General features: G+C 65.7%; 24 protein-coding genes and 3 pseudogenes. 13 read left to right on the top strand and 14 right to left on the bottom strand.

From position 1 onward, the window contains the following. Positions 1 to 21: 21 nt before the first annotated feature. A complete protein-coding gene (locus IGS68_RS27995; RefSeq protein WP_247881457.1) occupies positions 22 to 417 on the bottom strand; it encodes a hypothetical protein in 396 nt (131 codons plus the stop codon). A gap of 74 nt (positions 418 to 491) precedes the next feature. Between IGS68_RS27995 and IGS68_RS27990 the strand changes: the two genes are divergently transcribed. Further along, positions 492 to 1,022: a hypothetical protein gene (locus tag IGS68_RS27990; RefSeq protein ID WP_201082360.1), complete on the top strand. Its 531-nt coding sequence runs from the start codon at positions 492 to 494 to the stop codon at positions 1,020 to 1,022. A 62-nt stretch (positions 1,023 to 1,084) separates the two neighbouring features. Here the strand turns inward: IGS68_RS27990 and IGS68_RS27985 are convergent, their stop codons facing one another. Continuing rightward, positions 1,085 to 1,249, bottom strand: coding sequence for a hypothetical protein (locus tag IGS68_RS27985; protein WP_201082359.1), 165 nt, complete (start codon positions 1,247 to 1,249; stop codon positions 1,085 to 1,087). A gap of 185 nt (positions 1,250 to 1,434) precedes the next feature. Here IGS68_RS27985 and IGS68_RS27980 point away from each other — a divergent pair, with 185 nt between their 5' ends. From IGS68_RS27980 to IGS68_RS27965, 4 genes are all read left to right on the top strand, one after another. Then, complete coding sequence (locus IGS68_RS27980) at positions 1,435 to 2,604, top strand: S-(hydroxymethyl)glutathione dehydrogenase/class III alcohol dehydrogenase (RefSeq protein WP_201082358.1); 1,170 nt, start codon at positions 1,435 to 1,437, stop codon at positions 2,602 to 2,604. A 66-nt stretch (positions 2,605 to 2,670) separates the two neighbouring features. Further along, positions 2,671 to 3,879: a zinc metallochaperone GTPase ZigA gene (gene zigA, locus IGS68_RS27975; RefSeq protein WP_201082357.1), complete on the top strand. Its 1,209-nt coding sequence runs from the start codon at positions 2,671 to 2,673 to the stop codon at positions 3,877 to 3,879. A gap of 109 nt (positions 3,880 to 3,988) precedes the next feature. Next, entirely contained in the window at positions 3,989 to 4,537 is a 549-nt protein-coding gene (locus IGS68_RS27970; protein ID WP_201082356.1) for a DUF1826 domain-containing protein, read from the top strand. Between the two features lie 93 nt (positions 4,538 to 4,630). Then, complete coding sequence (locus IGS68_RS27965) at positions 4,631 to 5,029, top strand: hypothetical protein (protein ID WP_201082355.1); 399 nt, start codon at positions 4,631 to 4,633, stop codon at positions 5,027 to 5,029. Between the two features lie 69 nt (positions 5,030 to 5,098). On the opposite strand, the gene IGS68_RS27960 is transcribed toward IGS68_RS27965, so the two are convergent. Beyond that, entirely contained in the window at positions 5,099 to 6,106 is a 1,008-nt protein-coding gene (locus IGS68_RS27960) for a hypothetical protein (protein ID WP_201082354.1), read from the bottom strand. An 88-nt stretch (positions 6,107 to 6,194) separates the two neighbouring features. Here IGS68_RS27960 and IGS68_RS27955 point away from each other — a divergent pair, with 88 nt between their 5' ends. Continuing rightward, positions 6,195 to 6,809, top strand: coding sequence for a TetR/AcrR family transcriptional regulator (locus IGS68_RS27955; protein ID WP_247881456.1), 615 nt, complete (start codon positions 6,195 to 6,197; stop codon positions 6,807 to 6,809). A 208-nt stretch (positions 6,810 to 7,017) separates the two neighbouring features. Beyond that, the gene (locus IGS68_RS27950; protein WP_201082351.1) at positions 7,018 to 7,716 is read left to right on the top strand and encodes a nitroreductase; all 699 of its coding nucleotides are present in this window, start codon (positions 7,018 to 7,020) and stop codon (positions 7,714 to 7,716) included. Between the two features lie 39 nt (positions 7,717 to 7,755). Here the strand turns inward: IGS68_RS27950 and IGS68_RS27945 are convergent. After that, positions 7,756 to 8,751, bottom strand: a pseudogene (locus IGS68_RS27945) (alpha-D-ribose 1-methylphosphonate 5-triphosphate diphosphatase); the annotation flags it as partial. A gap of 243 nt (positions 8,752 to 8,994) precedes the next feature. Beyond that, on the bottom strand, positions 8,995 to 9,273 hold the full coding sequence (locus IGS68_RS27940) for a hypothetical protein (protein ID WP_201082349.1): 279 nt from the start codon (positions 9,271 to 9,273) through the stop codon (positions 8,995 to 8,997). A gap of 66 nt (positions 9,274 to 9,339) precedes the next feature. On the opposite strand from IGS68_RS27940, the pseudogene IGS68_RS27930 reads away from it, so the two are divergent. Then, positions 9,340 to 10,611, top strand: a pseudogene (locus tag IGS68_RS27930) (IS701 family transposase). Positions 10,612 to 11,006: 395 nt separating this feature from the next. Next, a complete protein-coding gene (locus IGS68_RS27925; protein WP_201082346.1) occupies positions 11,007 to 11,423 on the top strand; it encodes a hypothetical protein in 417 nt (138 codons plus the stop codon). Positions 11,424 to 11,438: 15 nt separating this feature from the next. On the opposite strand, the gene IGS68_RS27920 is transcribed toward IGS68_RS27925, so the two are convergent. The 4 genes from IGS68_RS27920 to tnpA all read right to left on the bottom strand — a co-directional run bounded on the left by IGS68_RS27920 (position 11,439) and on the right by tnpA (position 15,053). Further along, positions 11,439 to 12,443, bottom strand: a complete 1,005-nt coding sequence (locus IGS68_RS27920) for an IS1595 family transposase (RefSeq protein ID WP_201082345.1) — start codon at positions 12,441 to 12,443, stop codon at positions 11,439 to 11,441. A 247-nt stretch (positions 12,444 to 12,690) separates the two neighbouring features. Next, positions 12,691 to 14,241 carry an IS66 family transposase gene (tnpC, locus tag IGS68_RS27915; protein ID WP_201082344.1) on the bottom strand — a complete coding sequence of 517 codons (1,551 nt, stop codon included), beginning with the start codon at positions 14,239 to 14,241 and terminating at the stop codon, positions 12,691 to 12,693. Positions 14,242 to 14,292: 51 nt separating this feature from the next. Then, complete coding sequence (gene tnpB / locus IGS68_RS27910) at positions 14,293 to 14,646, bottom strand: IS66 family insertion sequence element accessory protein TnpB (RefSeq protein ID WP_201082343.1); 354 nt, start codon at positions 14,644 to 14,646, stop codon at positions 14,293 to 14,295. Then, entirely contained in the window at positions 14,643 to 15,053 is a 411-nt protein-coding gene (gene tnpA, locus IGS68_RS27905) for an IS66-like element accessory protein TnpA (protein ID WP_247881455.1), read from the bottom strand. Before tnpA ends, tnpB begins: the two co-directional genes overlap by 4 nt. Positions 15,054 to 15,254: 201 nt before the next feature. Between tnpA and IGS68_RS27900 the strand changes: the two are divergent. After that, positions 15,255 to 15,401: pseudogene (locus tag IGS68_RS27900) on the top strand (IS256 family transposase); the annotation flags it as partial. An 86-nt stretch (positions 15,402 to 15,487) separates the two neighbouring features. Here the strand turns inward: IGS68_RS27900 and IGS68_RS27895 are convergent. Together IGS68_RS27895 and IGS68_RS27890 are read right to left on the bottom strand one after the other, a co-directional pair. Then, the gene (locus tag IGS68_RS27895) at positions 15,488 to 16,594 is read right to left on the bottom strand and encodes a YihY/virulence factor BrkB family protein (protein ID WP_201082339.1); all 1,107 of its coding nucleotides are present in this window, start codon (positions 16,592 to 16,594) and stop codon (positions 15,488 to 15,490) included. Positions 16,595 to 16,726: 132 nt separating this feature from the next. Next, a complete protein-coding gene (locus tag IGS68_RS27890) occupies positions 16,727 to 16,924 on the bottom strand; it encodes a CsbD family protein (RefSeq protein ID WP_201082788.1) in 198 nt (65 codons plus the stop codon). Positions 16,925 to 17,230: 306 nt separating this feature from the next. On the opposite strand from IGS68_RS27890, the gene IGS68_RS27885 reads away from it, so the two are divergent. The 3 genes from IGS68_RS27885 to IGS68_RS27875 all read left to right on the top strand — a co-directional run bounded on the left by IGS68_RS27885 (position 17,231) and on the right by IGS68_RS27875 (position 20,998). Beyond that, positions 17,231 to 17,473 (top strand): sigma factor, encoded by a 243-nt coding sequence (locus IGS68_RS27885; RefSeq protein WP_201082337.1) that lies wholly within the window; start codon positions 17,231 to 17,233, stop codon positions 17,471 to 17,473. Positions 17,474 to 17,661: 188 nt separating this feature from the next. Beyond that, on the top strand, positions 17,662 to 19,539 hold the full coding sequence (locus IGS68_RS27880) for a glycoside hydrolase family 15 protein (RefSeq protein WP_201082335.1): 1,878 nt from the start codon (positions 17,662 to 17,664) through the stop codon (positions 19,537 to 19,539). Positions 19,540 to 19,666: 127 nt separating this feature from the next. Continuing rightward, positions 19,667 to 20,998 carry an aminotransferase class V-fold PLP-dependent enzyme gene (locus IGS68_RS27875; protein WP_201082333.1) on the top strand — a complete coding sequence of 444 codons (1,332 nt, stop codon included), beginning with the start codon at positions 19,667 to 19,669 and terminating at the stop codon, positions 20,996 to 20,998. On the opposite strand, the gene IGS68_RS27870 is transcribed toward IGS68_RS27875, so the two are convergent. The 3 genes from IGS68_RS27870 to IGS68_RS27860 all read right to left on the bottom strand — a co-directional run bounded on the left by IGS68_RS27870 (position 20,995) and on the right by IGS68_RS27860 (position 23,781). Further along, positions 20,995 to 21,852 carry an IS5 family transposase gene (locus IGS68_RS27870; protein ID WP_201082331.1) on the bottom strand — a complete coding sequence of 286 codons (858 nt, stop codon included), beginning with the start codon at positions 21,850 to 21,852 and terminating at the stop codon, positions 20,995 to 20,997. The two genes, IGS68_RS27875 and IGS68_RS27870, sit on opposite strands and share 4 nt — an antisense overlap. 943 nt (positions 21,853 to 22,795) lie before the next feature. Continuing rightward, positions 22,796 to 22,921, bottom strand: coding sequence for a gamma-glutamyltransferase (locus IGS68_RS27865; RefSeq protein ID WP_201082329.1), 126 nt, complete (start codon positions 22,919 to 22,921; stop codon positions 22,796 to 22,798). Next, positions 22,918 to 23,781, bottom strand: coding sequence for an HpcH/HpaI aldolase/citrate lyase family protein (locus IGS68_RS27860; protein WP_201082327.1), 864 nt, complete (start codon positions 23,779 to 23,781; stop codon positions 22,918 to 22,920). Before IGS68_RS27860 ends, IGS68_RS27865 begins: the two co-directional genes overlap by 4 nt. Positions 23,782 to 23,787 lie beyond the last annotated feature (6 nt).

Raw genomic sequence — 23,787 nt, 5'->3', positions numbered from 1 at the left:
GGCTGCTCCGCCCCCGGCGCATCATGCCGGGCGATGCCGCCCGGGTTCCTGCTGGAAGGGAGGGCGCGGGCAGGTCCCGGCCCGGCGCGCGCCGGCGCGGTCGACGACCACCGCCTTCAGTTCCCGAGGGACGCGCCGACGGTCGGGCCAGCGGAGCGACAGGCCCAGGGCGCGGCATTCCGCGGCGATCTCGCGGCCGTTCTCGTAGCGGATCTGGTCCAGCGATTCCCAGCCGTCGAGCGTCCGGTAATCGAATGGCAGGCCGGTCTGGAAGTCCCGGTATCCCCGGTAGAACAGGGGATGCAGCACGACCGGCCGCGCCTCGCGCCACGACCAGGCCCCCGGCAACCGGCTGTTGACGGCCTGCGGCCCTGGGGTTCCGCCACTCTCCCCGTCGTCGATCGCTTCCCGTCGCACCCTGACCGCTCCCTGCCGTTATGATATAACGTAACATACACAGCGGCAGCGGAAAGGGAAGAGACGTGAGCAGCGTGAGCGCACATCTGCGGGAAAGCGCCCCGACGATCCCGCAAGGGAGCCCGGCATCCGATCCGGAATGGCAGGAGATGCTGCGCGCGGTCGACCGCGTGCGCGACGCGCTCGGCAAGGCCGTCGATCCGGGCATACGGGAAACCGTCGCCGTCCTCAACCTCCTGGGTTCCACGACCCGCCAGTCCTGCGAGGGCCATGTGAACGAGCGGGGTTTCGGTCTGCCGTCCCCCTGGGTGGACATCGACCTGTCTCCCCGGGGAGACGGGATGCCGGATCCGCGGATCCGGCGGCTTCTGGACGATTTCTACCGTTCGCGGGAAAGCTCGGGCGATATCCGCCTCCGGTGGGAAGACGGGCGGCTCCAGGCGGGGGGCGATCATGACGGGCTGGAAAGGGTCAGGCGGCGGGTCGAGGCCGGGGCCCTCGCCGGCGAGGACCTGCGGCGGCTCGGCGCCATCCTAGCGAGCCGGCAAGAGGAAATGCGGGACTTCACCGAGTTCCTGAAGGAGCGGCGGCGCGGCCGGCCTTGACGGCGGGTGGGCGAAGGATCGACCCGTTCCTCGCCCACCTCCGGGAACACGGCGGGAAGCGGTCACCCGCCGCCGATGCCCTCGATGTACTTCTCGCCGGTCTTGGGATCGATGTTCTCTCCGGTGCCCGGGGTACCCGGAGGTGCTTCGTCCCGCGGTCCCCTGTCCGGCTGCTTCGCGGCGCCGGTCTTGTCTTCCGGCTTGCCCGGTTGCTTGTCATCACCCATGACGGTCCTCCTCGTTGAAGGCGGAAATGCGGGTCTGGCCGGATAGCGGCTGCGGGTCTCGGCCCCCGAAGGTGCAAACAGGGCAAGACCGCTGATGTCACGGACCCGCCCGGCGGCGTTTCCGGGGTTGATCACTCCTTCGCGGATATGTAATGTTATAATGTTACATAAACGGAGGGATCCCCATGAAGACCCGTGCAGCCGTTGCCTGGGGGCCGAACCAGCCCCTGGAGATCGAGGAAATCGACCTGCAAGGCCCCAGGGACGGCGAGGTGCTCGTCAGGATCGTCACCACCAGCCTGTGCCACACCGACACCTTCACCCTCTCGGGCCGCGATCCCGAGGGGAAGTTCCCCTGCATCCTCGGCCATGAGGGGTGCGGCGTGGTGGAGGAGGTGGGCCGTGGCGTCACCTCCGTCGTTCCCGGCGATCACGTGATTCCGCTCTATATCCCGGAAGATCCCGAATGCGCCTACATCAGGTCGGGCAAGACCAATCTGTGCCAGACGATCCGCAAGACCCAAGGCGAAGGCCTGATGCCGGACGGCACCAGCCGTTTCTCCCACAAGGGGAAGACGATCTTCCATTACATGGGGACCAGCAGCTTCAGCGAATACACCGTGCTTCCGGAGATCTCGGTCGCGAAGATCAATCCCGCGGCTCCGCTCGCCAAGGCATGCATCATGGGGTGCGCCATACCGACCGGCGTCGGCTCCGTCCGCAACACCGCCAAGGTGGAGCCGGGAGCCACCGTCGCCGTCTTCGGCCTGGGAGCCGTCGGGATGGCGGTGATCCAGGGTTCTGTTCTCAATCGGGCCGGACAGATCATCGGCATCGACGTGAACGCCGGGAAATTCCCGCTGGCAACGGCCCTGGGAGCGACCAGATGCATAAATCCCAGGGACTTCGACCGGCCGATCCAGGATGTCCTGGTGGAACTGACCGGCGGCGGCGTGGATTATGCGTTCGAGTGCGTCGGCAATGTCCAGCTGATGCGCGCGGCGCTCGAGTCCTGCCACAAAGGCTGGGGTGAGTGCGTCGTGATCGGCGTCGCGGGTGCCGGGGAGGAGATATCCACCCGCCCGTTCCAGCTTGTCACCGGCCGGGTTTGGCGCGGGTCGGCCTTCGGCGGTGTCCGGGGCCGCACCCAACTTCCCGGCATGGTCGACGAGTGGTTGCGGGGAGACCTCGACATCGATCCTTACATCACCCACAACATGACCCACGACGCCATCAATACCGCCTTCGACCTGCTGCACCGGGGGGAGGCGATCCGGTCGGTGATCCATTACCGTGCCCAGGAAACGATGACCCGGGACCTGCCGGGCCGGATCATCGGCATCGCCGATACCTGACATCGAAGTCCCGGCGCCACCCGAATCCGACATCATGACATAAAGCCCTTTGGGCCGGCGGTTCATATGCAACTTCGAAAGCGACTTCCTGTCACCGTCCTCTCGGGCTTCCTCGGGGCCGGCAAGACCACGCTCCTGAACCATGTCCTCAACAACCGCGAGGGGCGCCGCGTCGCGGTCATCGTCAACGACATGAGCGAGGTGAACATCGACGCCGACCTCGTGCGGGACGGAGGGGCCGATCTCTCGCGTACCGACGAGAAGCTGGTGGAAATGACCAACGGCTGCATCTGCTGCAGGCTGCGCGACGACCTTCTCCTGGAGACCCGGCGGCTGAGCGAAGAGGGGCGCTTCGACTACCTGCTGATCGAAGGGACGGGCATCGCCGAGCCGCTTCCCGTAGCCAGCACGTTTTCCTTTCGCGACGGGAACGGCATGAGCCTGTCGGACGTTGCCCGCCTCGACACCATGGTGACGGTGGTGGATGCGGCGAGCCTGCTCAGGGATTACGGCTCCCACGAGCTGCTGCGCGACCGCGGCGAGACGGCAGGGGATGGGGACGACCGGACGCTCGTCGATCTTCTGGTCGAGCAGATCGAGTTCGCCGACGTGATCCTCATCAACAAGGCTTCGGAGGTCCCGGCCGAGCAGCTTTCGCTGGTGCGCAAGGTCGTCATGTCGCTCAACGGGGATGCGCGGATCATGGAGACCGACTTCGGCCGCGTGCCGCTCGACGCGGTCCTCGACACCGGACTCTTCAGCGAGGAGAAGGCCGAGCGCCATCCGCTGTGGTTCAAGGAACTGTACGGCCACGAGGATCATGTGCCGGAGACGGAGGAGTACGGCATCCGGAGCTTCGTCTACCGTGCCCGCCGGCCCTTCCATCCCGAAAGGTTCAGCGCCTTCACCAAGCGGACCTGGCCGGGGCTGATCCGCGCCAAGGGGCACTTCTGGCTCGCCACGCGGCCGAACTGGGTGGCGGAGTTCTCGTTGGCCGGCGCGATCGTCCGCTCCGGGCCGCTCGGGCTCTGGTGGGCGGCGGTTCCCAGGGCACGCTGGCCGGACGATCCGGAATGGCGGCGTTCGCTGGACCGCAACTGGGACGAGGTCTGGGGCGACCGCCGCCAGGAACTGGTCTTCATCGGGACCGGCCTGGATGAAGCCGCCATCCGCGCCGATCTCGACGCCTGCCTGATCGGCACGGAGCATCCGGAACGGTTCGATCCGGCTGCCGGCCGGTATCTCGCCGATCCTTTTCCGGCCTGGGAGCGTTAGGATGCGGCCCGAGCCATATGGGGGCGGGAACGCCCGCCGGCCAGGCACAGCCTGCCCGACGGCCGAACGCCTGTCGCGGCGGACGCTTGCCGCCGGACCCATCAGCATCATGCCGCGCAGCCTCGAGGCCTTCATCGCCGAAGCCCTCGATGCCGCTCCGGCCGCTTCCTTGCCCCGGATCCATTTCGCCGGCACGGTGCGGGAACTCCGGACCGAGTTGTGCCAAGCGCTGGACCTGCACGGCTTCGGCCCGCCTTGGCTGTCCGACTGGCTCGCCGAGGACGTCCATTTCCTGGCACGGATGTTCGAGGATCTGCTGGGGTCGGGCCGCATGCTGGTTCGGCTCCAGGCGGGCGCGGACGAGGGCTGCCGGCGGTTTCACGCGGGCGACGTGCGCTTCCGCCTGGTCACCGCCTATCGCGGCCCCGGCCTGCAATGGGTCGAGCCGCGGGCGCTTGCCCACTTGGCGCCCGAAGAGGTCCTGCCGACAAGCGCCATACGGCAGCTCGATCGTGGTTGGGTCGCGATGATGCGCGGGGGCAGCGGCGCGACGGCCGAACATCCCGGCCTCCTTCATCGCTCTCCACCGATCGCGGAAACCGGCATCACGCCCCTGGTCCTCACCATGGACGACGCCATGTCCCGCGGCATGGCGTAGACCCGGGCTGCGCCGATCATCCCGAAGCAGGCCCGTGCTGCGGATGCCCTTGGAAAGCCTCAGGGCCGTCGCCGGGGGTCGGCGCCTGTCTCTTTGCTCGCCGGCGCATCCCTGTGCTTCTCCGCGATCCAGCTCAGCGTCATGAGCTTCATGGTCGTGCTCCTGGTCGAGGAGGTCGGAGTCGGGCTGCTCGCGGCCGGATCCATCCTCGCGGCCTCGCAGGTCGCCGACCGGACGGGGGATGCCAGCCCGGTCCTGATCCTGCTGGCCGCGATCATGGCGGGGGCGTGCGCCATGGTGGTCACCGTCGGCCCGGCGTGGCCGCTTCCCGTGGTTGCGGTCATCTTCACGTGCCTCGGCGTCGTCGTCGGGCATCCGACGCTTTCCTTCGCCCATGACGCATTCGGCGGGTATGCCGCGGGCTTCATCGCCTTGGCCGTGGCGGCCTTGCTGGGAGGGGCGCTGGCTTTCAAGGCCCGAAGATGCCCGTGACGGACAGGCATGTCCCGGACATGCCGGCTTCCCGGTCGCTTCGGGTGGCCGCGGCCGGCCGGGTGCCGTTCACGGCGCCTCCAGTTCGAGAATGCGCGCGCCGATCCCGTCGAGGCGGGCGAGATAGGCGGCGGGTTCGAGCAGCTGGTGCGGGAAATAGAGCCCCGGCGGGGGCGGCGGCCTGCCATCGATCCCGGCGAGCCGTTCGAGGACCATCGCGACGCCCAGCCCCGTCAGCGGCATCTGCCCCTGCGGGTGGACGACGGCGTGACGGGTGTGCAGCGGCCGGCCGGCATGGTCCTCGCCGGCCAGCGCGATCACGATCTCCGTCGACATCGGTCCGCCGCGCCGGCGGGAGGAGCTCACCCCGACCGCGAGATCGAAGCGCACGTTCGGCGCACCGGTCGCGTTCGCGAGGCCGAGGACGTCGTTGGGGGAAAGGGCGGACGCTTGCATCACGGTACCGTCCACGGCGCGGAAGCTCCCCTTGGCGTCGTCGCCGACGCGCCAGACATAGGCGCCGTCGCGACGGGCAAGCGCTGCGGGCATGGTCCTGGTCTGACGCTCCAGGTCGGCTTCCGCTGCCGGGCCGAAGGCGTCCTCCTCGTCGAGCAGCGCGCCGATGGCGATGTCATGGACGCGGCCGAACGCCTTGGCGAGCGCCAGCGTCGGAACGGTCGTGGCGCCGACCAGCCATTCGGTTCCGAGCACGACCGGCGCGGCATCGGGCTTATGGATGTAGGCCGCGACCTCGGGCGCGAGCTCGGCGATGCCGGGAGAGATGCTGATGTACGGCACGCCGCGCGCCTGGGCGAAGCGCAGCCCGGCGACCCTCTCGTCCGTGAACAGGACGGCGACGGCACCGACCGGACGGTCGCCCAGGCCGAGATTGTCGGCGGTGGCATCGAGCGCCACCCCTTCCGCGTTGCCGAGCCGGGCGGCGGCCTCCCGAGCCTTGGCAACATCCCGGCCGCCGATCAGCAACGGCACGTCGGCATGGGCGGCGCGCAGGAAGCGTGCGGTCCAGCGGCCGGCGATTCCGGAACCGCCGACGAGCAGGATGGGATGCGATGACATTGCTGTGCCTCCTTGCCTCAGGGTATAACCTACCAATCGTAGGAAGGAGATTAGTTACCGATGGTAGGTTATGCAAGAGGTCGATGACGTGAAGAATACTGCGCATGGTCAGTCCCCCCGGCCGGTTTCGCAGCGGCTCTGCAAGGAGGAGCGGCGGCGCCAGCTGCTCGACACGGCACTCCTGATCATCCGCGAAGAGGGGGCCGACCGCTTGACGCTCGGGCACCTGGCCGCGCGTGCCGGCGTTTCCAAGCCCGTCGCCTACGATCACTTCGGAACGCGGTCGGGCCTGTTGATCGAGCTCTACAGGTGGATCGACACCGAGCGGGTCGACGCTTTCCGGGAGGCGATGGCCGATAACCGGCGCGACCTGCGGGAAACCAGCGGGGTCCTCGCGGATGCCTACATAAAATGCGCCGCCGACACGAAGGGGGAGTTTCACGCGGTGGGGGCGGCGCTGGCGGGAAGCGAGGACAAGGCGGCGGTGTTCCAGGAGCTGGTCGAAAACTGCGTCCGGATGTTCGTGGCGGTGTTGCGGCCGCACAGCAGCTTGCCGGCAGCCGACCTGGAACGTCTCTGCGTCGGTCTGGTCGGCGCGGGCGAAGCGATGTCGGCCGCGGTGGTGCGGGGTCGTTGCGGGGAGGCGGAAGCCGTCGAGACTTTCGCGGCCCTGATCCGGGGCGGATTGCACGCGGCGGGGTGACCGCGCTATCCGGCAGGGCACTTCACCGCGCCGGCGTCAGGCATGTCGCCCGCCGGCTGATCGTCGTGCGGTCGGGAGCTCCGCGGCGCTGCCCTAATCGCTGACCCACAGCGTCAGGCGGTCGGTTGGCAGGATTTTCTGATGATTCAGTGTTATTTCACCGCTGGTGGCATCCCTCGGGAAACTTTTCGCAACGACGGTACGGACTATGCGGGATATCGATCCGGAGATCATGCGGGCGGCGGTCGAGACGGCGATCGTCACCCGGCGCAGCGTGCGCGGCTTCCTGCCCACGCCGGTCGGCCGCGAGACGGTCGAACGGCTCCTGGAAGTGGCCAGCCGCGCGCCGAGCGGCAGCAACATGCAGCCCTGGAAAGTGCATGTGCTGTCGGGACCGGCACTGGAGCGCCTGAAGGCGGAACTGCTCGGCCTCCATGAGAGCGGAGCCCCGGAGGCTCGGGAATACGACTACTACCCGCGCGACTGGCGCGCACCCTATCTGGACAGGCGCCGTGCGCTCGGCTGGAACCTGTTCGCCCTCGCCGGGGTGGCCAAGGGCGACCGCGAGGGGTCGGCGCGCCAGCGCGGCAGAAACTACGCCTTCTTCGGCGCGCCGGTCGGGATGATCTTCACCATCGACCGGGACCTCGGCCAGGGGAGTTGGCTCGACTTCGGAACGTTCCTGCAGAACATCATGATTGCAGCGCGCGGGCATGGACTCGACACGTGCCCACAGGCGGCCCTCGCCAACTATCCCGCCGCGGTCCGCCGCCAGCTCGGCATCCCCGACACCGAACTCGTGCTGTGCGGCATGGCGCTCGGTGTCGCCGATCCTGACGAGCCGACCAACCGGTTGGCCGCGGAGCGTGAACCGGTCGCCGCCTTCGCCAGATTCCACGACCGCTGACATTTCACGCGGATACCGGTAGGGCGATCCGACCGCCCGTCAGGCGACGCGGTTTCCCGCCCGCCAGACGCACCGGACGATCGGCGGCTTGGCCGGAACGGCCGCGACTCTCACGAGGTCGCCCCGGCGTCCCGTGGCGATCTCGCCCCGGTCCGCCAGCCTTGTGGCCTCGGCGGGGTTGGTCGAGACCAGACGGATCGCTTGGGGCAAATCGGCCAGTCCCTCGTCGGCGAGCTGGAATGCCGCCTGCATCAGGCCGAAGGGCACGTAATCCGACGACAGGATGTCGAGAACGCCGGCGGCGAGAAGCCCGGCGGCGCCGATATTGCCGGAATGCGATCCTCCCCGGACGATGTTGGGCGCTCCCATCAGGACCTGGAGCCCGGCGGAATGGCTGAGCCGGGCGGCCTCGACCGTGGTCGGAAACTCGGCGAGGGAGATGCCGAGCCGGACGGCCTCGGCGACATGGTCGGCGGTCGCGTCGTCGTGGGACGCGACGCTGATGCCGGCCGCGTGGCAGCGCGCCGCCAGGACGATCCGGTTCCGATCCGCATTCTCCTCGGACTCCACCAGCCGCCGGCGCGAGAACTCGGCGAATTCGGCGTCGCTGAGCTTCATCTTGCGCTGATAATAGGTCTTGTAGGCCGCGGGATCGACGAATTGCCGCTGGCCCGGCGCATGGTCCATCAGCGACGCGAGCCGGATCAGCGGATTGTCGCCGATCCGCTCGAAACCGGCGACCACGTCCGGAGAGGACACCTCGCAGCGGATATGGAGGAAATGATCGGCGCGCAGGCGTCCTTCCGAGACGCAGTCGGAAATCGTCCGGGCCAGACCGCCGACGTCGGCCGGGCCGAAATCGGCATTCTCGTCTTCGCCGACGCGGAGGGCGTCGAAGACGGTGGTTATGCCGGACGCCGCGATCTGGTTGTCATGGGCCTGCACGGCGGCGGTCATGTTCCAGCGCACCTTCGGGCGCGGCAGGAAGTGTCCCTCGATACGGTCGGTTTGCAGTTCGACCAGGCCGGGGATCAGCTGGACTTTGCACGTTTCGTGAGATTGGCAGAGCTCAGGCATTGATCCAGAAGAAGCCTTCGGTGGCAATTAACTGGAGAGCCTGATCGAGGGGCAATGGTCGAGAGTGTCAGGAATTTCGGTTCTCCCGCACTTTCCGTGGTTCATCGCTCGAACAGCGGATATTTCGTTGAAGCCGACGTGCCGACGCGGCGGACTTCCGGCGGAATCGCATCCGGACCGGTGCGCCGATAGTCAGGATCTTCACCGCTTCCACGAAAAGTGCGGGAGAACCGAAATTCCTGACACTCTCGGCATGGTCACGGGACCGAAGTCGCCGGGAGCAGCCCAAGTGGTTCCTCGCCACCACATCACCTCAACCTTGTCTCCGTCGCCGGTTGGGCGCAGGCGGGCAACAGGACCGTCGGTGCGCCGGCTGTAGAGCGTATAGCCGCGGTGAGCGCGCACGACCTCGACACCGCCGCGTGGGAAGCTGTAGGCCGCTATTCGGTCGCGCATCTCGTCGGTTCTGATCGCCGCCATCGTGATCTCCTGTGCCGGACCGGGTTGCTTGTGCCGGGTTCAACAGGCGGGACATGAGCTCGGATCATGGTCGGTAGCGTACCGCGCAGCCTGGCCGATTGGATGTGGCCGTTCATCCGGTGCTTTCCCGGAGCGACCTGGGACCACGTCCTGGTGCTGGTCACCGGCGCTTTGCTGAGCCCGGGCCGGCGCACCGTCACGGCGGCACTGCGCGTCATGGACCTGGACCAGAGCGCGAGCTTTGCCGTCTATCATCGCGTGCTGAGCACCGCCCGCTGGTCGGCCCGCCGCGTGGCCCATCGCCTGCTGCGGTTGCTGATCGCCGCCTTTGTCCGGGACGGGCCAGTCGTCATTGGTCTCGACGACACGATCGAGCGCCGCTGGTGAACGAAGATCAAGGCGCGCGGTATCTACCGGGATCTAGTCCGCTCCAGTCATGGCCACTTTGTCAAAGCGAGTGGTCTGCGCTGGCTGTGTGTCATGCTGCTCACGCCCATTCCCTGGGCCGGCTGCGTTTGGGCGCTGCCGTTCCTGACCATTCTGGCGCCGTCCGAACGCTCCGCACAAAAGCAGGGCCGGCGGCACAAGAAGCTGACCGATTGGGGCCGTCAGGCGTTGCTCCAAACCGCCCGCTGGCTGCCGGACCGGCGGATCGTTGCGGTCGCCGACAGCAGCTTCTCGGTCATCGAGTTGCTGCGCTCCGTCAGCCCGCGTCTGGATGTGGTCACCCGGCTGCGGCTCGACGCCGGCCTGTATGAACCGCCCCCGGCACGCCACCCTGGGGACAAGGGTCGCCCCCGCGTCAAAGGGGCACGCCTGTCGATCCTGACCGAGCGGGTGGCTGATCCGACCACGCGGTGGCAGCGGGTCGTGATCCACGGCTGGTATGGCAAAACACAGCATCGGCTCGATGTCGCCACCGGCACCGCGCTGTGGCATCACCCCGGCAAACGCGTGCTGATCCGCTGGGTGCTGGTGTGCGACGCCGAGGGTGACAGGGAGCCGCAAGCCTTCCTGTGCACCAACCTCGATGCCGAACCCACAGAGATCCTGGGCTGGTTCGTGCCGCGCTGGCGGGTCGAGGTCACTCTGGCCGAGGTTCGCCATCACCTCGGCGTCGAGACCCAGCGGCAGTGGTCCGATCTTGCGATCCTGCGCACCACCCCGGCCCTGCCCGGCCTGTTCTCCCTGGTCACCCTCTGGGCCGACCGGATCAAGGGGGAACATGGTGTGCTGCCCGACCGCGCCCGCTGGTACCCCAAAGCTGAGCCGACCTTCAGCGACGCCCTTGCCCTCGTGCGCCGCGAGCTCTGGACCTCACCAACTTTCGCAACGTGACCGCATCACCGGGAGAGTGCAAAAAATACCGACAGGCTCATCAATCGCCTGATCCGCGTCGCCTGCAATCCTCCCTAAACCTGCAAAGCCAAGCTCAGAACATCGGTGTCCGGTTTCCATGAACCCAACTGGCCGGAATCAATGAAAATAAGCAAGAACGGCAGATGAAACGGTTCAAGTCAGCCCGGCATGCCCAGCGCTTCCTGTCCGCCCATGATTAGATTGAACCGCACCGGGTTTACCGGAGGCCCCGTTTCTTGAGAGACTGGGGTCATCATGACGAAGCAAGCATCACCCAAATACGCGGTCTTATGTAGCAGACGCCACCAGTACCGACTTGCCCGGAAGGCTTCGCCCGAGGACCATATCCCTTTCTGACCAAGGAGATAGAGGACATGGCCGAGGCGCATATTGTCGCCGCCCTGAAGGACAAACGGGCCGAGTTGTCCGGCGTCATCGCCGATCTGGAGAAGCGGATCGGCCAGCACCGGGCTGATCTGCTGCATGTTGACGCTGTCCTGCGGCTGTTCGCGCCCGAGTTCGAGCCGGCAGCGATCGCAGCGAAGGCGGTACGATGGCACAATGGCTGGTTCAGGCCGGGCGAACTGGCCCGGATGGTCCTGGACATCCTGCGCATGGCGCCGGCGCCGCTGGTCATCCGGGAGATCACGGTCCAGGTTATGGAGCGCCGTGGGCTGGATCCGGACGATCGGCGGACGGCGGAGCTGCTGCGCAAGCTGGTCAACAACGCCCTGAACCGTCAGGCGACCGACCTGGTCGAGCGGCTCCAGGACGGCTCCCTGGTCAGCTGACAGGTGCGCGCCTGATCAAGCGGCTGCGCGGCTGCGCTGCCAATAGCCGCAGAAGTCCACCGACGGGCGGGTGCGGGTGACCAGGACGATCACCAGGCGGACCTGCAGGCCGTTGCTGTCCCGCCGGTGATCCTCCTTCCAGGAGGCTTCCTGGGCATAGCGGATCAGATAGGCCCCGGAGATGTGGTGATGATGGCCCATTTCGCCCCGGCGGAGCCGGGCAAAGCAGGCTTCCGCCTGGTTGGTGCAGGCCTCGGCGTTGGCATACTCGACCGAGTGGTTGATCCGCCGGGTGTCGAACCGGGCATGCAGCGCGTTCCAGGCCGGGGACTCATCGGCATGCACCGTCGTGGCACGATCGACCCGGGCCTTGATGAAGCCGAGGGCCGCATCCTCGCTGTCGAACACCGCCGGGATCGTGCCGCCCAGGCTGGTGCCGGACAGCGCGCGTTCCCGGATCACCACGACGACCTGGCGCCTGCCGCTCCGGTTCTCCGCCAGGCGTCGATCCTTGCGGTCCTCCTTCCGGTTCTCGGGCCGGACGTGGCCACCGACGTAACAGCCGTCGATCTCGACATGCCGCCCGGCGCCGCCGAGTTGCCGGTTCCGGAACTCCGCCGCCATCGCTTCCCGGATTTTGTGGGCCAGCACGAAGGCGGTCTTGTACTGGACGCCGAGATCACGGGAGAGCGCCAGCGCGGCCTTACCCTTAACCTCGTCGCAGAAGATCACAACCGCAGCGAGGTAGTCGCGGATTTCCAGCTTGTGGAACGCGAACAGGGTTCCCGAGGTCGGGCTGAAATCCCGGCGGCATGCCTTGCAGCGGAACCGCGGCGCTCCGCTGGGCCGTGGACAGGCCCAGCAGGTCGGACAGCCGCAGTGCGGGCACACCGGCGCCCCGTCGCTCTCGGGCCATCGGATCGTACAGAACATTGTCCAGGCCTCATCCTCGTCCATCCGAAGCACCTGCTTCAGGCTGATCGTCCGGGCGGCGGCGGTGAGGAGAAAGTGCTGCGACATGGGCGAACTCCGGTCCGATAACCGCCCGAGCCTACTGAAATGGAGCCGTCAGCGATGCTGTTTGTTCGTGTTATGTTCTTTTTTGTCGCCTCCCATATCCATCACGCTGAACCCGTCGCAAGTTATCCTGCAGTCGATCCCCACTTGGTGGTGTCTGCTACATAAGAGCGCCTTACAACGGCGAGACAGGCAATCGTTTCCGACCGGATGACAAGCTTCTTGCCTTCCTTGACGCTCTCTGACCGCCTCAGACTATGCCGAGTGACAGGAGTGTGGAACCTCTTGCCAGAGGCACGGCCACTCCGCCTCGCCCGTCCCGTACGGCGCTACTCGGCATAGTTCGGTGTTCGGCATAGAGCGCCCTATGCCGCATCCGGCATAGGGCGCTGTTGATCAGCGAGGCGAGGATCGCCCAGTCCCGGCCGCCCGCCGCGGAGCCGGCGAACAGGGCGTTCTTGCGGCCCAGCCCGATCGGGCGCATCAGTCTCTCCACGGTGTTGGTGTCCACCTCGATGCGGCCGTCCTCGAGGAAGGCGACCAGCCCGTCCCAGTGACCCAGGGTGTAGGCGATCGCCTTGGCCAGGCTCGACTGGCCGGAGATCTCCGCCCGCACCGCCATCAGCCGGATCTTCAGCGCCTCCAGGATCGGCCGGGACCGGTCCTGCCGGACCCGCAGGCGGGTCTCCGCCGTCGTGCCGCGGATGCGTGCCTCGATGGCGTAGACCTCGCCGATGCGCCCGATCACCTCCCGCGCCACCTCCGACCGGGTCGTCCTGAACACCGCCACGAACTTGCGGCGGGCATGGCTCAGGCAGAAGACGAGCCGGATCGTCGCCCGCTTCCGGCGGCGGACGAGCGCCTTGTAGGCCGCGTAGCCGTCCACCTGGAGAAGCCCGTCGAAGCCCGCCAGCTGGTCCTGGATCGCCGCCGTGTTCCGCCCCTCGGCGAACACGTAGCCCACCGCCGGCCGGGCCGGTCCCTGCCACGGGCGGTCATCCACCGCCTGGGCCCACAGCTGGCAGATCCTGGTGCGACCGCGCCCGGGATCCAGCCGGGGCAACGGCGTCTCGTCGCCGAACACCCGCTCCTGGGATCGGATGAAGAGCAGCAGCCGCTCGTACAGCGGCTTCAGCCACCACGCCGCCCGGCGGACCCAGAACACCAGCGTCGTCCGGTCCAGCGCGATGCCCTGGCCGGCGAACATCCGGGCCTGCCGGTACAGCGGCCGGTGCCAGGCGAACTTCGCCACCACCACGTGGGCGACCAGCGCGGTGGTGGCCATGCCGCCGTCCACCACGCGCGGCCTGACGGCGGCCTGGACCAGGGTGCCGTGGCAGCATCGGCAGGCATACTTCGGCCGGATGGTGCGCAGGACGCGCACAAGGGCCGGGATCACGTCCAGCGCCTCGGCGACGTCCTCGCCGATCCGGTGCATCGGCCCGGCGCAGCACGGGCACGCGGTGCTCTCCGGCTCGATGGTCGTCTCGACCCGCGGCAGATGCCGGGGCAGAGCTCCGACATTCCGCTTCGCCGGACGGTGCGGGTGTCGCCCCGGCTTACCGGGCGTGCGGTCCGCGTTGTCGTTGGCGGCCGGAGCCGCCTCGACGGCAAGGTCGCCGAGATTGAGGACGCCCTGGTCCGGGTCGATCACCGCGGTCCTCTCCGACTTCGCCCCGAAGATCAGCGCCTTCAGGGTCTCCACCTGCGCCTGCAGGTCCGCGTTCCTGGCCTCCAGATCACGGATGATCCGGACCAGTTCGGCGGGGTCTGCGGGGAGCGGGTCGGGAGGCTCGGCCATGCCCCGGAGCATACCGCAAAAGCCGATAACACCCCAGACGGATCAACGCCTTCAGCCCATCCACCGGGGCGTCTTCACGGGTGACGGCGCGGCCGCTCGCCATTCCAGTCCGTCGAGCGGCAGCGCGAACTGGACCGCGCTCAGCCGGACCGCGCCGTCCCGGACCGGCGGCCAGGGGAATCCGCCGTCCTCCAGCCACTTTGTTGCGAGGATCAATCCGCTGCCGTCCCAGATCAAAAGTTTAAGCCGGTCCTTGCGCTTGGAGCGGAAGACGAAGACGTCGCCGCAGTAGGGATCCGCCTTCAGCGCCTCGGCCACCAGGGCGACCAGCCCGTGGACCCCTTTGCGGAAATCGATCGGCTGCGTGGCGAGCACGACCTTGAGGTCGGGACGCGGCGTGATCATCCCCGCCCTCGGGCGGCCACGACGACCGCTGCGGCGAGGTCGGGATCGACGGCGCCGTGGAACACCAGCCGCCCGCTGCGCAGATCCATCTCGATGCGGCCCGACGCCGTCTCCCGGGATGCTTGACGCCGGTCCCGCGGAGGAGCGGGCGCAGGCTCCTCGACCACCGTGACCGGAACGAACAGCGGCGTCTGCGCCGGGGTCGCTTCCGGGACGGCACCTGCCTCCCGGCGCCAGACCATGAGCAGGCCGCGGTTCACCCCGTTCCGCCGCGCGACCTCCGAGATGTTGGCGCCCGGTACCGCGCTCTCCGCCTTGATGCGCGCCTTCTCCTGCGCCGTCCAGACACGCCGTTGACGCCGTCCCGTGATCACCTCGACCCGCCGATACGGCCTGTCTTCATCCATGGCTTCAAGCCTGGGATGAAGCCTGACGCCATCCTCCATCGCCCCCTCCGTGCCCCGTGAACCCGCGCGTAATCTCGCTCACAGACCCGGTTCCGGGAAGAAGGGTGCTCTCGCATCGCTTACGCTCAAACCGAGGACATCGCCAGAGCGGCGTAACTCAACCAAATCGGCCTCCGGGATTCCCGGCGCGGTTCAAGACACACCCAGTGCCTGCTGCCGTGTTCCGAGACCGCCTGCATGCTGTTCTGGGCCCTGCTCGCCAGCGGCCAGATCACACTGCGCCGCGTTGACGGCTGGGACACCCTGCACGTCGCTTTCAATGACAAGCCGCTTGACCTAGCCGCCTGATCCGACGACCCTGAATCTCAGGAGAATGCGCCCTCAGCAAATTTTTGCCAACCAAGCGACACGACCGCATCAACCTGGCACCAGCTCTACTTGGCCCGAAAGCTGACAGAACCTTCCATGCTGTACCGCTTGAGCAGCACGTTGATTTCCGAGCCAAAGAGGATCACGAATCCGGCGGCGTAGAGCCACAGCATCAAAATGACTACGGCGCCAATGCTGCCGTACGTCGCGTCGTAGTTTGCGAAGTTGCGGGTGTAGAGAGAGAATGCCAGCGATGCGACAATCAGCAGGCTCACTCCGATCAAGCTTCCCGGAGTGATGAACATGAACCTCTGCTGGACGTTCGGCGCATAGCTGTAGATCATCGCGAAGCCCAGTAGCAGCGCCAGCACGATGATAACCCACCGGAACGCGGCGAAAAACGTGAGTAGCGTGTGGGAAAAGCCGAACCGGTTGCCGATCCAGTCCTGAATGATCCCGCCAAGCACGATCAAGGAAAACGCGCCGATCACCAGCACGCCGAAGAGCAGGCTTAATCCAATCGCCGTCGCCCGCGCCCGCACGAAGCTCCGGGCCTCCTTGACGTCATAGGTAATATTGAGTTGCTGCATGACGGCGTACATGCCGGTTGACACCGCCCACAGCGCGGCCAGCAGACTGATGGACAGCAGGCCGCCGCGCCGCTCACCGGTGACCTGCTGCACCACCTGCGATACCAGGCCAGAGGCCTCGTCCGGCAGCGCTTGCCCCAACAGGTCCATGATCGCTTGGTCCACTTGGTCGATCGGCAGGTAGGGTATGACGCTCATGATTACCAGGAGCGCCGGGAAAATTGTCAGCGTCAGGTAGAAGCCAAGCGCGGCGGCGCCGTTGAAGACATTGTCGTCGCTGATCGATTGGTAGAGATCGCGCACGAACCGCTTTGCGGATACACCATAGATCATCACGGACTCATCGAGAGCGGCGGGTGGCGTCCGACGGTCGGCAGGAACTGCTGCCGGCACTGATTCGGTGAAGGACGGTGTTGGCCGGCACCAGATCAGCGAACACCCAGATGTCAGGAGCACGCTACCGATGTCGGCATTCCGGAGCAACCCCGACGTTTTCCATGAGTTCCGTTCCGTGATGAAGTCTTTGCGGCAAAAAATCTTTTCTGATTGGACATTTAGAAGATGTTCGTAGAGATCAGGCACTGACCTCCTCGATCACCAAGCGCTTCAAGCACCGGGCGAGGATTGAAACGAAGGCAAGGTCAAGGCTCCCGAGATTTTCCGGATGGGACCCGACCCTATGGGATCAGGTCCCGGAGTGTCGCTGGAACCAACTCAGCTGTCGGTCTTGTCCTTGCCGGTCACGGCATCCTTGATACCGCCGACGGCGTTCTGGATCTTGCCTTCGGCCTTGTCGGCCTTGTCGGCCTTGCCTTCGGATTGAAGCTTGCTGTCTCCGGTCAGCTTGCCGGTACCTTCCTTGACGTCGCCCTTCATCTTCTTCATCGAGCCTTCGGTCCGGTCGTCAGCTATGGTTCTCTCCCTTGCTTCACTGGGCTCTTCCGCATCCCGGATTGCCGTTGTGCGGAGGCTTCCTAATCAAGGACACCCGCCATCGTCAAGCAGTTCCAGGAAAAATGCGATCGGCCATTGATCGGTTGAACCGAGTTATTCGTGAGAAGCTGTTGTGCGAGGATAACGATGGAAAAGAGGATTTGACGGTGCTGGAGCCGATGATGTTATCGGCGCGATTATTTTGTTTGGAACCGCCGGGCTATAAAGGGCGTCTATCCCAACAACACACGGGATAATTATGGGTAAGGACGCGAGGGCAAGGTCATGGACGATACGGAGTGGCTGATCGCCCGTGAGGTTCCAGGTTTGCGGCGTTACGCACAGGCCCTGGTCAGGGACCGTGATTGTGCCGACGACCTCGTTCAGGAATGCCTGGAATGGGCGCTGCGCAAACAGCATCTCTTACAGCCCACCGGGAACATGCGGGGATGGTTGCTGAAGATCCTGTACAATATACACATCAACCTGATGCCAGTTGGCCGAACTCATGAAGTTGGTGTTGGCTAATTTGAAGAAGTCAGCCGGTCCATCGCTAGGAGCTGCACGCGGTTACAGGTCTATAGAGCAAAAATAAGGAGAGTTTTGTAAAAGTTGAAGTTTATGAACTTCCCGTGATTCGCAGATGAAATGCCTGCTCGCTTCGCCCGATGATCGCGACAGGTATGGATGTCCCATAACAGATCTGGGGTGACCCGATGCTGCTTCGATCGGAATCCACGACCGACCTCGCCGCTAGGCCCTATCAACCGATTTCTGACTACGCGCTGATCGGCAACGGACATGGCGCAGCACTCGTGGCACGGGATGGCTCGATCGACTGGTGCTGCCTCGACCGCTTCGATGCGGAACCTGTTTTTTCGCGCCTGCTCGATCGAAGACATGGTGGCTTCTTCCTGATCGCTCCGGTTACACCGTACGATGCCGTTCGGGCCTATCATCCTGACACGAACGTCCTTGAGACGGTTTTCTACTGCCCTGACGGGGAAATCAGGGTCACCGACTTCATGACGGTGCCGGACAAGTCCCGGCAGGCTTCACCCTCCTATCTGGTCCGACTGGTCAAGGGCGTCGCCGGGCGGGTCGCGGTCGAGGTGTCCTACCGTCCGGTCGCTGGGTTCAGGCCGGGGTTTCCTCCGCTCGAGATCGCCGGCGACAGAGTTCTCGCGGAAGGCTGCCCGACACTAGTGTCGGCTGCGGATTACCAGTTCGCCGGGCCGGTGGCACAGGCCACGGTGACGATCAGGGCCGGAGAGACGGTCGGCTTCCACCTGGTGGATCCCTCCCATGATATGACGCCCCTTGTGCCGGACGACCTTCTCACGGCATCTCGGGCCTGCTGGAAGGAATGGAGCGAGGCGAGAAGGTACGAGGGACCGTTCTCCCGGCAGGTCGTCCGCAGCGCCCTTGTGCTGAAGGCCCTGACCTATCGGCCGACAGGCGCCATAGTGGCGGCGCCGACGACATCGCTGCCGGAAGAAGCCGGCGGTGTTCGTAACTGGGACTATCGCTTCTGCTGGCTGCGCGATGCCTGCCTGTGCTTCTACGCCCTGAAGAAGTTCGGCTCTACCCTGGAGGCCGAGCAGTTTTTCTCCTTCCTCATCGACACCTTCGAAGCTCAGGAAACCGGCAAGTTGAAGCCTCTCTACGGGATCGACGGGTCCGTCGGACTGTCGGAAAGGACGATAGAACATTACGAGGGCTACTGCGGCAGCCGACCCGTCCGGGTCGGCAACGAGGCCGAGGAGCAGCACCAGGTCGATGTCTATGGCCAAATCCTCGACCTTGTGCATCTATACAAGAGTCTGGGCGGAGTGCTCGATGAACGGCTGCGAAGGATCGGCGTGACAATGGCGAACTACGTCGCCGCGCACTGGCGTGAACCGGATAGCGGCCTGTGGGAGCCCCGGCTGGCGCCGAAGCGCTACGTGCATGCGGCGATCATGAATTGGGTGGCGCTCGACCGTGCCATCCGCCTCTTCGGCCCACGGCCAGAGTGGGCTGTTGAGTGCGATGCGATCGTTGCGGCGATCAGGCAGGAGGCCGCCCACGCCGGTGGCTACCTGCCCCAGGTGTTCGGCGGTACCGATGTCGATGCAGCCGTGCTGATCGCCCCCATGGTGGATTTCCCGATCGACGAGGAGATTATCGAGCGGACCGTCGATGTGGTAATCGAGCGACTCGGCCACGGCCCCCTCGTCTACCGCTACCGGGGCGACGACGGGCTTCCCGGTCACGAGGGGACCTTCGTCCTGTGCGCCTTCTGGCTGATCGACGCCCTGGTCTGGCTCGGCCGCTTCGATGAAGCCAAAGCCCGCTTCACCGGGCTTCTAGATCTTGCCAACGATGTCGGCCTCTATCCTGAGGAGATCGGCGAGGACGGCGCTTTCCTGGGGAACTTTCCCCAAGCTTTCAGCCATCTCGGGCTCATACACAGTGCCCTGGTGCTGGATCTGCACGCGGCCGGAGGCAAGCCCGCGGTACGGGGAACCTACGCTGATAGAACGCTGCGCGAAACACCCAATCGGCGCCCGACAGGCATTGAGGAGGGTGAGCCGACTTGGTCGTGGTCATGAGCAATTAGCCTGTCAAGCTAAAGCCTGGGCTCAGGACGACCGGACATCGGAACTAAGCGTCCGGTGTTCCAGTTGCATCTGCCAAAGCCACCCCTGATCGAGCGGTTACGCTGCGCGGGAGAAATCGATGGCCTTGGAAAGACGGGAGTTCCTGACCCGGGCTGGCGCGCTTGCCGCAGTCGGTGCATTGGGAGCATTCGATTGCGGCAGAGCATACGCTGACATTTCGGCATCACAGCCAGCCGCTGCCGATACCCTTCCGGACTGGGAGGCGGTGCGCGCGCAGTTCCGGCTGTCACCGGATCGCATCCATATGAGCACGATGCTGCTGTCCTCGCACCCGAAGGCTGTCCGTGAAGCGATTGAAACCCACCGCGACGGACTGGATGCGAACCCGGTGGAGTATCTGGAGCAGAACAACAGCCGCCTGATCCGGGATGCTCGCGATGCGGCAGGTCGTTACCTGGGAATATCCGGGTCCAACATCGCGCTGACGGACAGCACGACCATGGGCGTGGGCTTGGTCTACAACGGGCTGCGTTTAAACCCGGATCACGAAATCCTGACAACGGAGCAGGATTACTACGTCACCCACGAGGCATTACGGCAGGCATCGAGACGCACCGGTGCCACCGTCAAAAAAATCCAGCTCTACGAGGAGATCGGCAACGTCACCGAGGACGAACTCGTCCAGCGCGTGGCGGAGGCGATCTCGCCGTCAACCCGCGTGCTCGCGGTTACCTGGGTCCATTCCAGCACCGGACTGAAACTTCCGATTAGGCTTATCGCGGAAGCCTTGGAAGAGGTGAACCGGGACAGGGACGAGGCATCCCGCGTACTCTTCTGCGTGGACGGCGTCCACGCGTTCGGCTGTGAAGACGTCGGTTTCGATGATCTCGGGTGTGATTTCCTCATGGCGGGGTGCCACAAGTGGCTCTTCGGGCCGAGGGGGACGGGGATGATCGCGGGAACTTTGCGTGGCTGGGCATCGGTCACGCCCAGCATTCCCAGTTTTATCGACGGCGGGTCCTGGGATGCATGGATGTACGGCAAAGACTTGGAAAGCCCGACTACAGCCGATCGTATGACCCCCGGCGGGTTCAAGGCGTTCGAGCATCAATGGGCTCTGCCCGAGGCCTTTGGATTCCATGAACACATCGGGCGGCCAGCCGTAGCCGAACGGACCCGCGAGCTTGCGGGCATGTTGAAGGAGGGCTTGGCGGAAATATCTCGTGTCGTTCTACGGACGCCGCGGTCCGGGAGCCTGTCCGCCGGCATCGTCTCGTTCGATATCGATGGTCTGGAGGCGCCGGCTGTGGTGCGTATGTTGCGCGACCGCGGCATTGTTGCGTCGGTGGCGCCCTACCTTACGGCACATGTCCGGCTGACACCCAGCATCCGCAACACCTCGGAGGAAATTGACGTGGCGCTGAGGGAAATCCGCGGGATCGTCAGCTAGGGCCTTAACTTCGCCGTCGTCAGGGGCGAGTCAAGTTCTCGCATGCCGTCCACCACCGCGTATGAGAGTGTCAGGAATTTCTCGCCGGTTTCCGGTAGTCGTTCATAGTCTTTGGCCAGACGGCGGTTGCGGCAGAACCAGGCCAGCGACCTTTCAACCACCCACTGGCGCGGTAAGACATGGAAGCCGGTAGGAATGGTCGGAGGCTCCTGACCGGGGGCACACCAGAACCCCCGGACGCCGGTCCACCAATGCTTGGCGATCGTCAGGGTCCATCCAAGGTTTTCCTGGATCCAGCTTTTCAGGCCTTGATAGCTGCTGTCGGCCCAGACCAGCACGATGCTGGGGAACAGGATGTGCAGGCAGGTGAGCAGGAGCATGCCGCCTGGCTTGTCGTGGATGTCGGCCGGGTGGATCTTGGCTTTCAGCAAGGTGCCCTCGGTATCGACCAGCACTTGGCGCTTCCGGCCGGTCACCTTCTTGCCGCCGTCATAGCCGCGCGGACCGCCGGCCTCGGTGGTCTTGACCGACTGGCTGTCGATCACCGCCGCGGTGGGCTGGGGCTTGCGCCCCTTGGCGACCCGATGACGCTCGCGCAGGATCTGGTTGACCCGCTCCCAGGTCCCCTTCCGGCGCCAGGTGCGCAGATGATAGTAGACATCCTCCCACGGCGGCAGATCGTGAGGCATCATGCGCCAGGGGATACCGCCCCGCAGAACATAGAAGCAGCCATCGACGATCCGCCGCAGACTGTAATGCCGCTGGCCACGCCGTCCACGGTTGTGCTCGAGCAACGGTCTGATCAATTCCCATTGCTGATCCGTCAGATCCGTCGGGTAAGGTTTGTCCGTCATCACGCATCCTCCTGGATCCCGCGCCACCCCTTACCAGATCAACAATCCGTCAGTTCCAAGCCTCACGTCTTCTCGCCACTCAAATTTGGTCCGTCTTCAGCTCAACATCCTCTCACTCATCCAAGGGCTCCCATCCAAATGGGCCGCCGCAGCCTGGATCCACCCCTGTACTGGCGCTCGCTTGGCGCTGACTCCCCACTGGGCCTCAGCCGCGGCCTGCCGCCGGGGCACGCGTCCCCCCAGGTGTTCGTGACACAGGGGGCAAAAGGTTGCTCCCGGCGGATCGGCCCGATCAGTCAACGGCGCTATGATACCGCCGACCGTTCGACCCGTGAAGGGTACAGGGGCGCTTCACGGCGGCACGATCGCCCGGCCGTGGCCGGCGCGTCGCGCGGACGCAGGTCGGACCGGAGCAAGTCTGGCCGCGGATGCGATCTGGCTCGACGACTTGGGAATCCCGTGTTGCCGCGGATTCCGTCAAGATCATGCGAGCTGTTCGTTTAGAAAGCATGCCTCGGTGGCAGCATCTTCATCCTCCCTTTATCATTGTATGGAAGGGTCGAACGATGGCAGCTCTTCGCTGATTCGCCGGACACCTTGCATGGCCGGAGTCTTATCAGGAAAAGCTGTCATGAGCCTGTCAGAGGGCGGGCGAACCGGCTCATCGGTAGAATTTTCCGGGCGGCTCGGATTGCTTGAGCACGCCGCCATGGCGACGTGCCCGTTTCGAGCATAAATGCTCGCTGGAGAATTTCGGGGTCTGGAGCGATCCCCAATCAGGTTGAACCGCTCCGGTCCACTCCGCGCACTGTGTTGCGCCATGGGCGCAACCTACGGCTCAATGCAGGGCGGAGTTGATGCACGCCATCTATTGTAGGTTGCGCCCATGGCGCAACGCGTCGGATCAGCTGTCTCGGGCGGATCGACCTGATTGGGTACCGCTCTAAAGTGCCTGCTGGAGCGCCACGCCGAACAGCAGGCGGTTCAGCAGGAACCAGAGCTGCCACTGATCCTGCTGGTCGCCGCCCATGCTGCCGCAGGCGATCCAGGGCTCGTCGTTCCGCGTCACAACGCCCGGCCGCCCGCACGCGCCAGGATGCGCTGCATGGCGAGCACGACCGGCCGTTCGACCATCCGGCCGTCGAGCAGGACGACGCCTCCCGCAGCGGTTCCGCTGGCTTCCTCCAGGGCCGCGATGACGCGGCGGGCTTGGTCGATCTCCTCCAGCGTCGGCGAAAAGGCCGCGTTGACGACCTCCACCTGGGTCGGGTGGATCACCATCTTGGCCGAGAAGCCGAGCGCGAGGGCGCGCCGCGCCTCCTGGCCGCAGCCCTCCGGATCGCCAACATCGACGAACGGCATGTCGATCGCCGGAATCCCGGCCAGCGCCGCCGCGTGGATCACCCGCGACCGGCCGTGGAGCAGGGCCTCCCATGATGCCGGCGCGCCCAGTTCCGCCGCCAGGTCCAGGCCGCCGAACATGATCCCGGAAAGCCGCGGAGAGGCGCCGGCGATCACGGTCGCGTTCTCCACCCCGCGCAGGGTCTCGATCTGGGCCACGACCCGGAGACCACAGCCGGCGGCGGTCAGCAGCTGGTCGATCCACTGCACCTCTTCGGCCGATTCGATCTTGGGAACGGCGATCGTCCCCCTCTCCGGGCGCGCCTCGATGACGGCCAGCAGGTCGCGAAGGCCGGGTTCGGTACGCACGCCGTTGATGCGGACCACGCGGTCGCATGCCCCGCCGCCAACCTCGGCGAGGAAACGCAGCGCCTCGCCGCGGGCCTCGTCCTTCCGACCCGGCGGCACCGCGTCCTCCAGGTCGACGCAGACCGCGTCGGCGCCGCTGGCCGCGGCCTTGGCGAACCTGTCGGGCCGCGTTCCCGGTACGAACAGCAGGCTGCGCCAGCCGATTCCGTTGCTCTTCATGTGTCT

The organism is Skermanella sp. TT6 (assembly GCF_016653635.2).
Taxonomy (GTDB): Bacteria; Pseudomonadota; Alphaproteobacteria; order Azospirillales; family Azospirillaceae; genus Skermanella; species Skermanella cutis.
The sequence above is the reverse complement of the archived record's forward strand: the minus strand, read 5'-3'. Positions and strand labels throughout refer to the sequence as shown.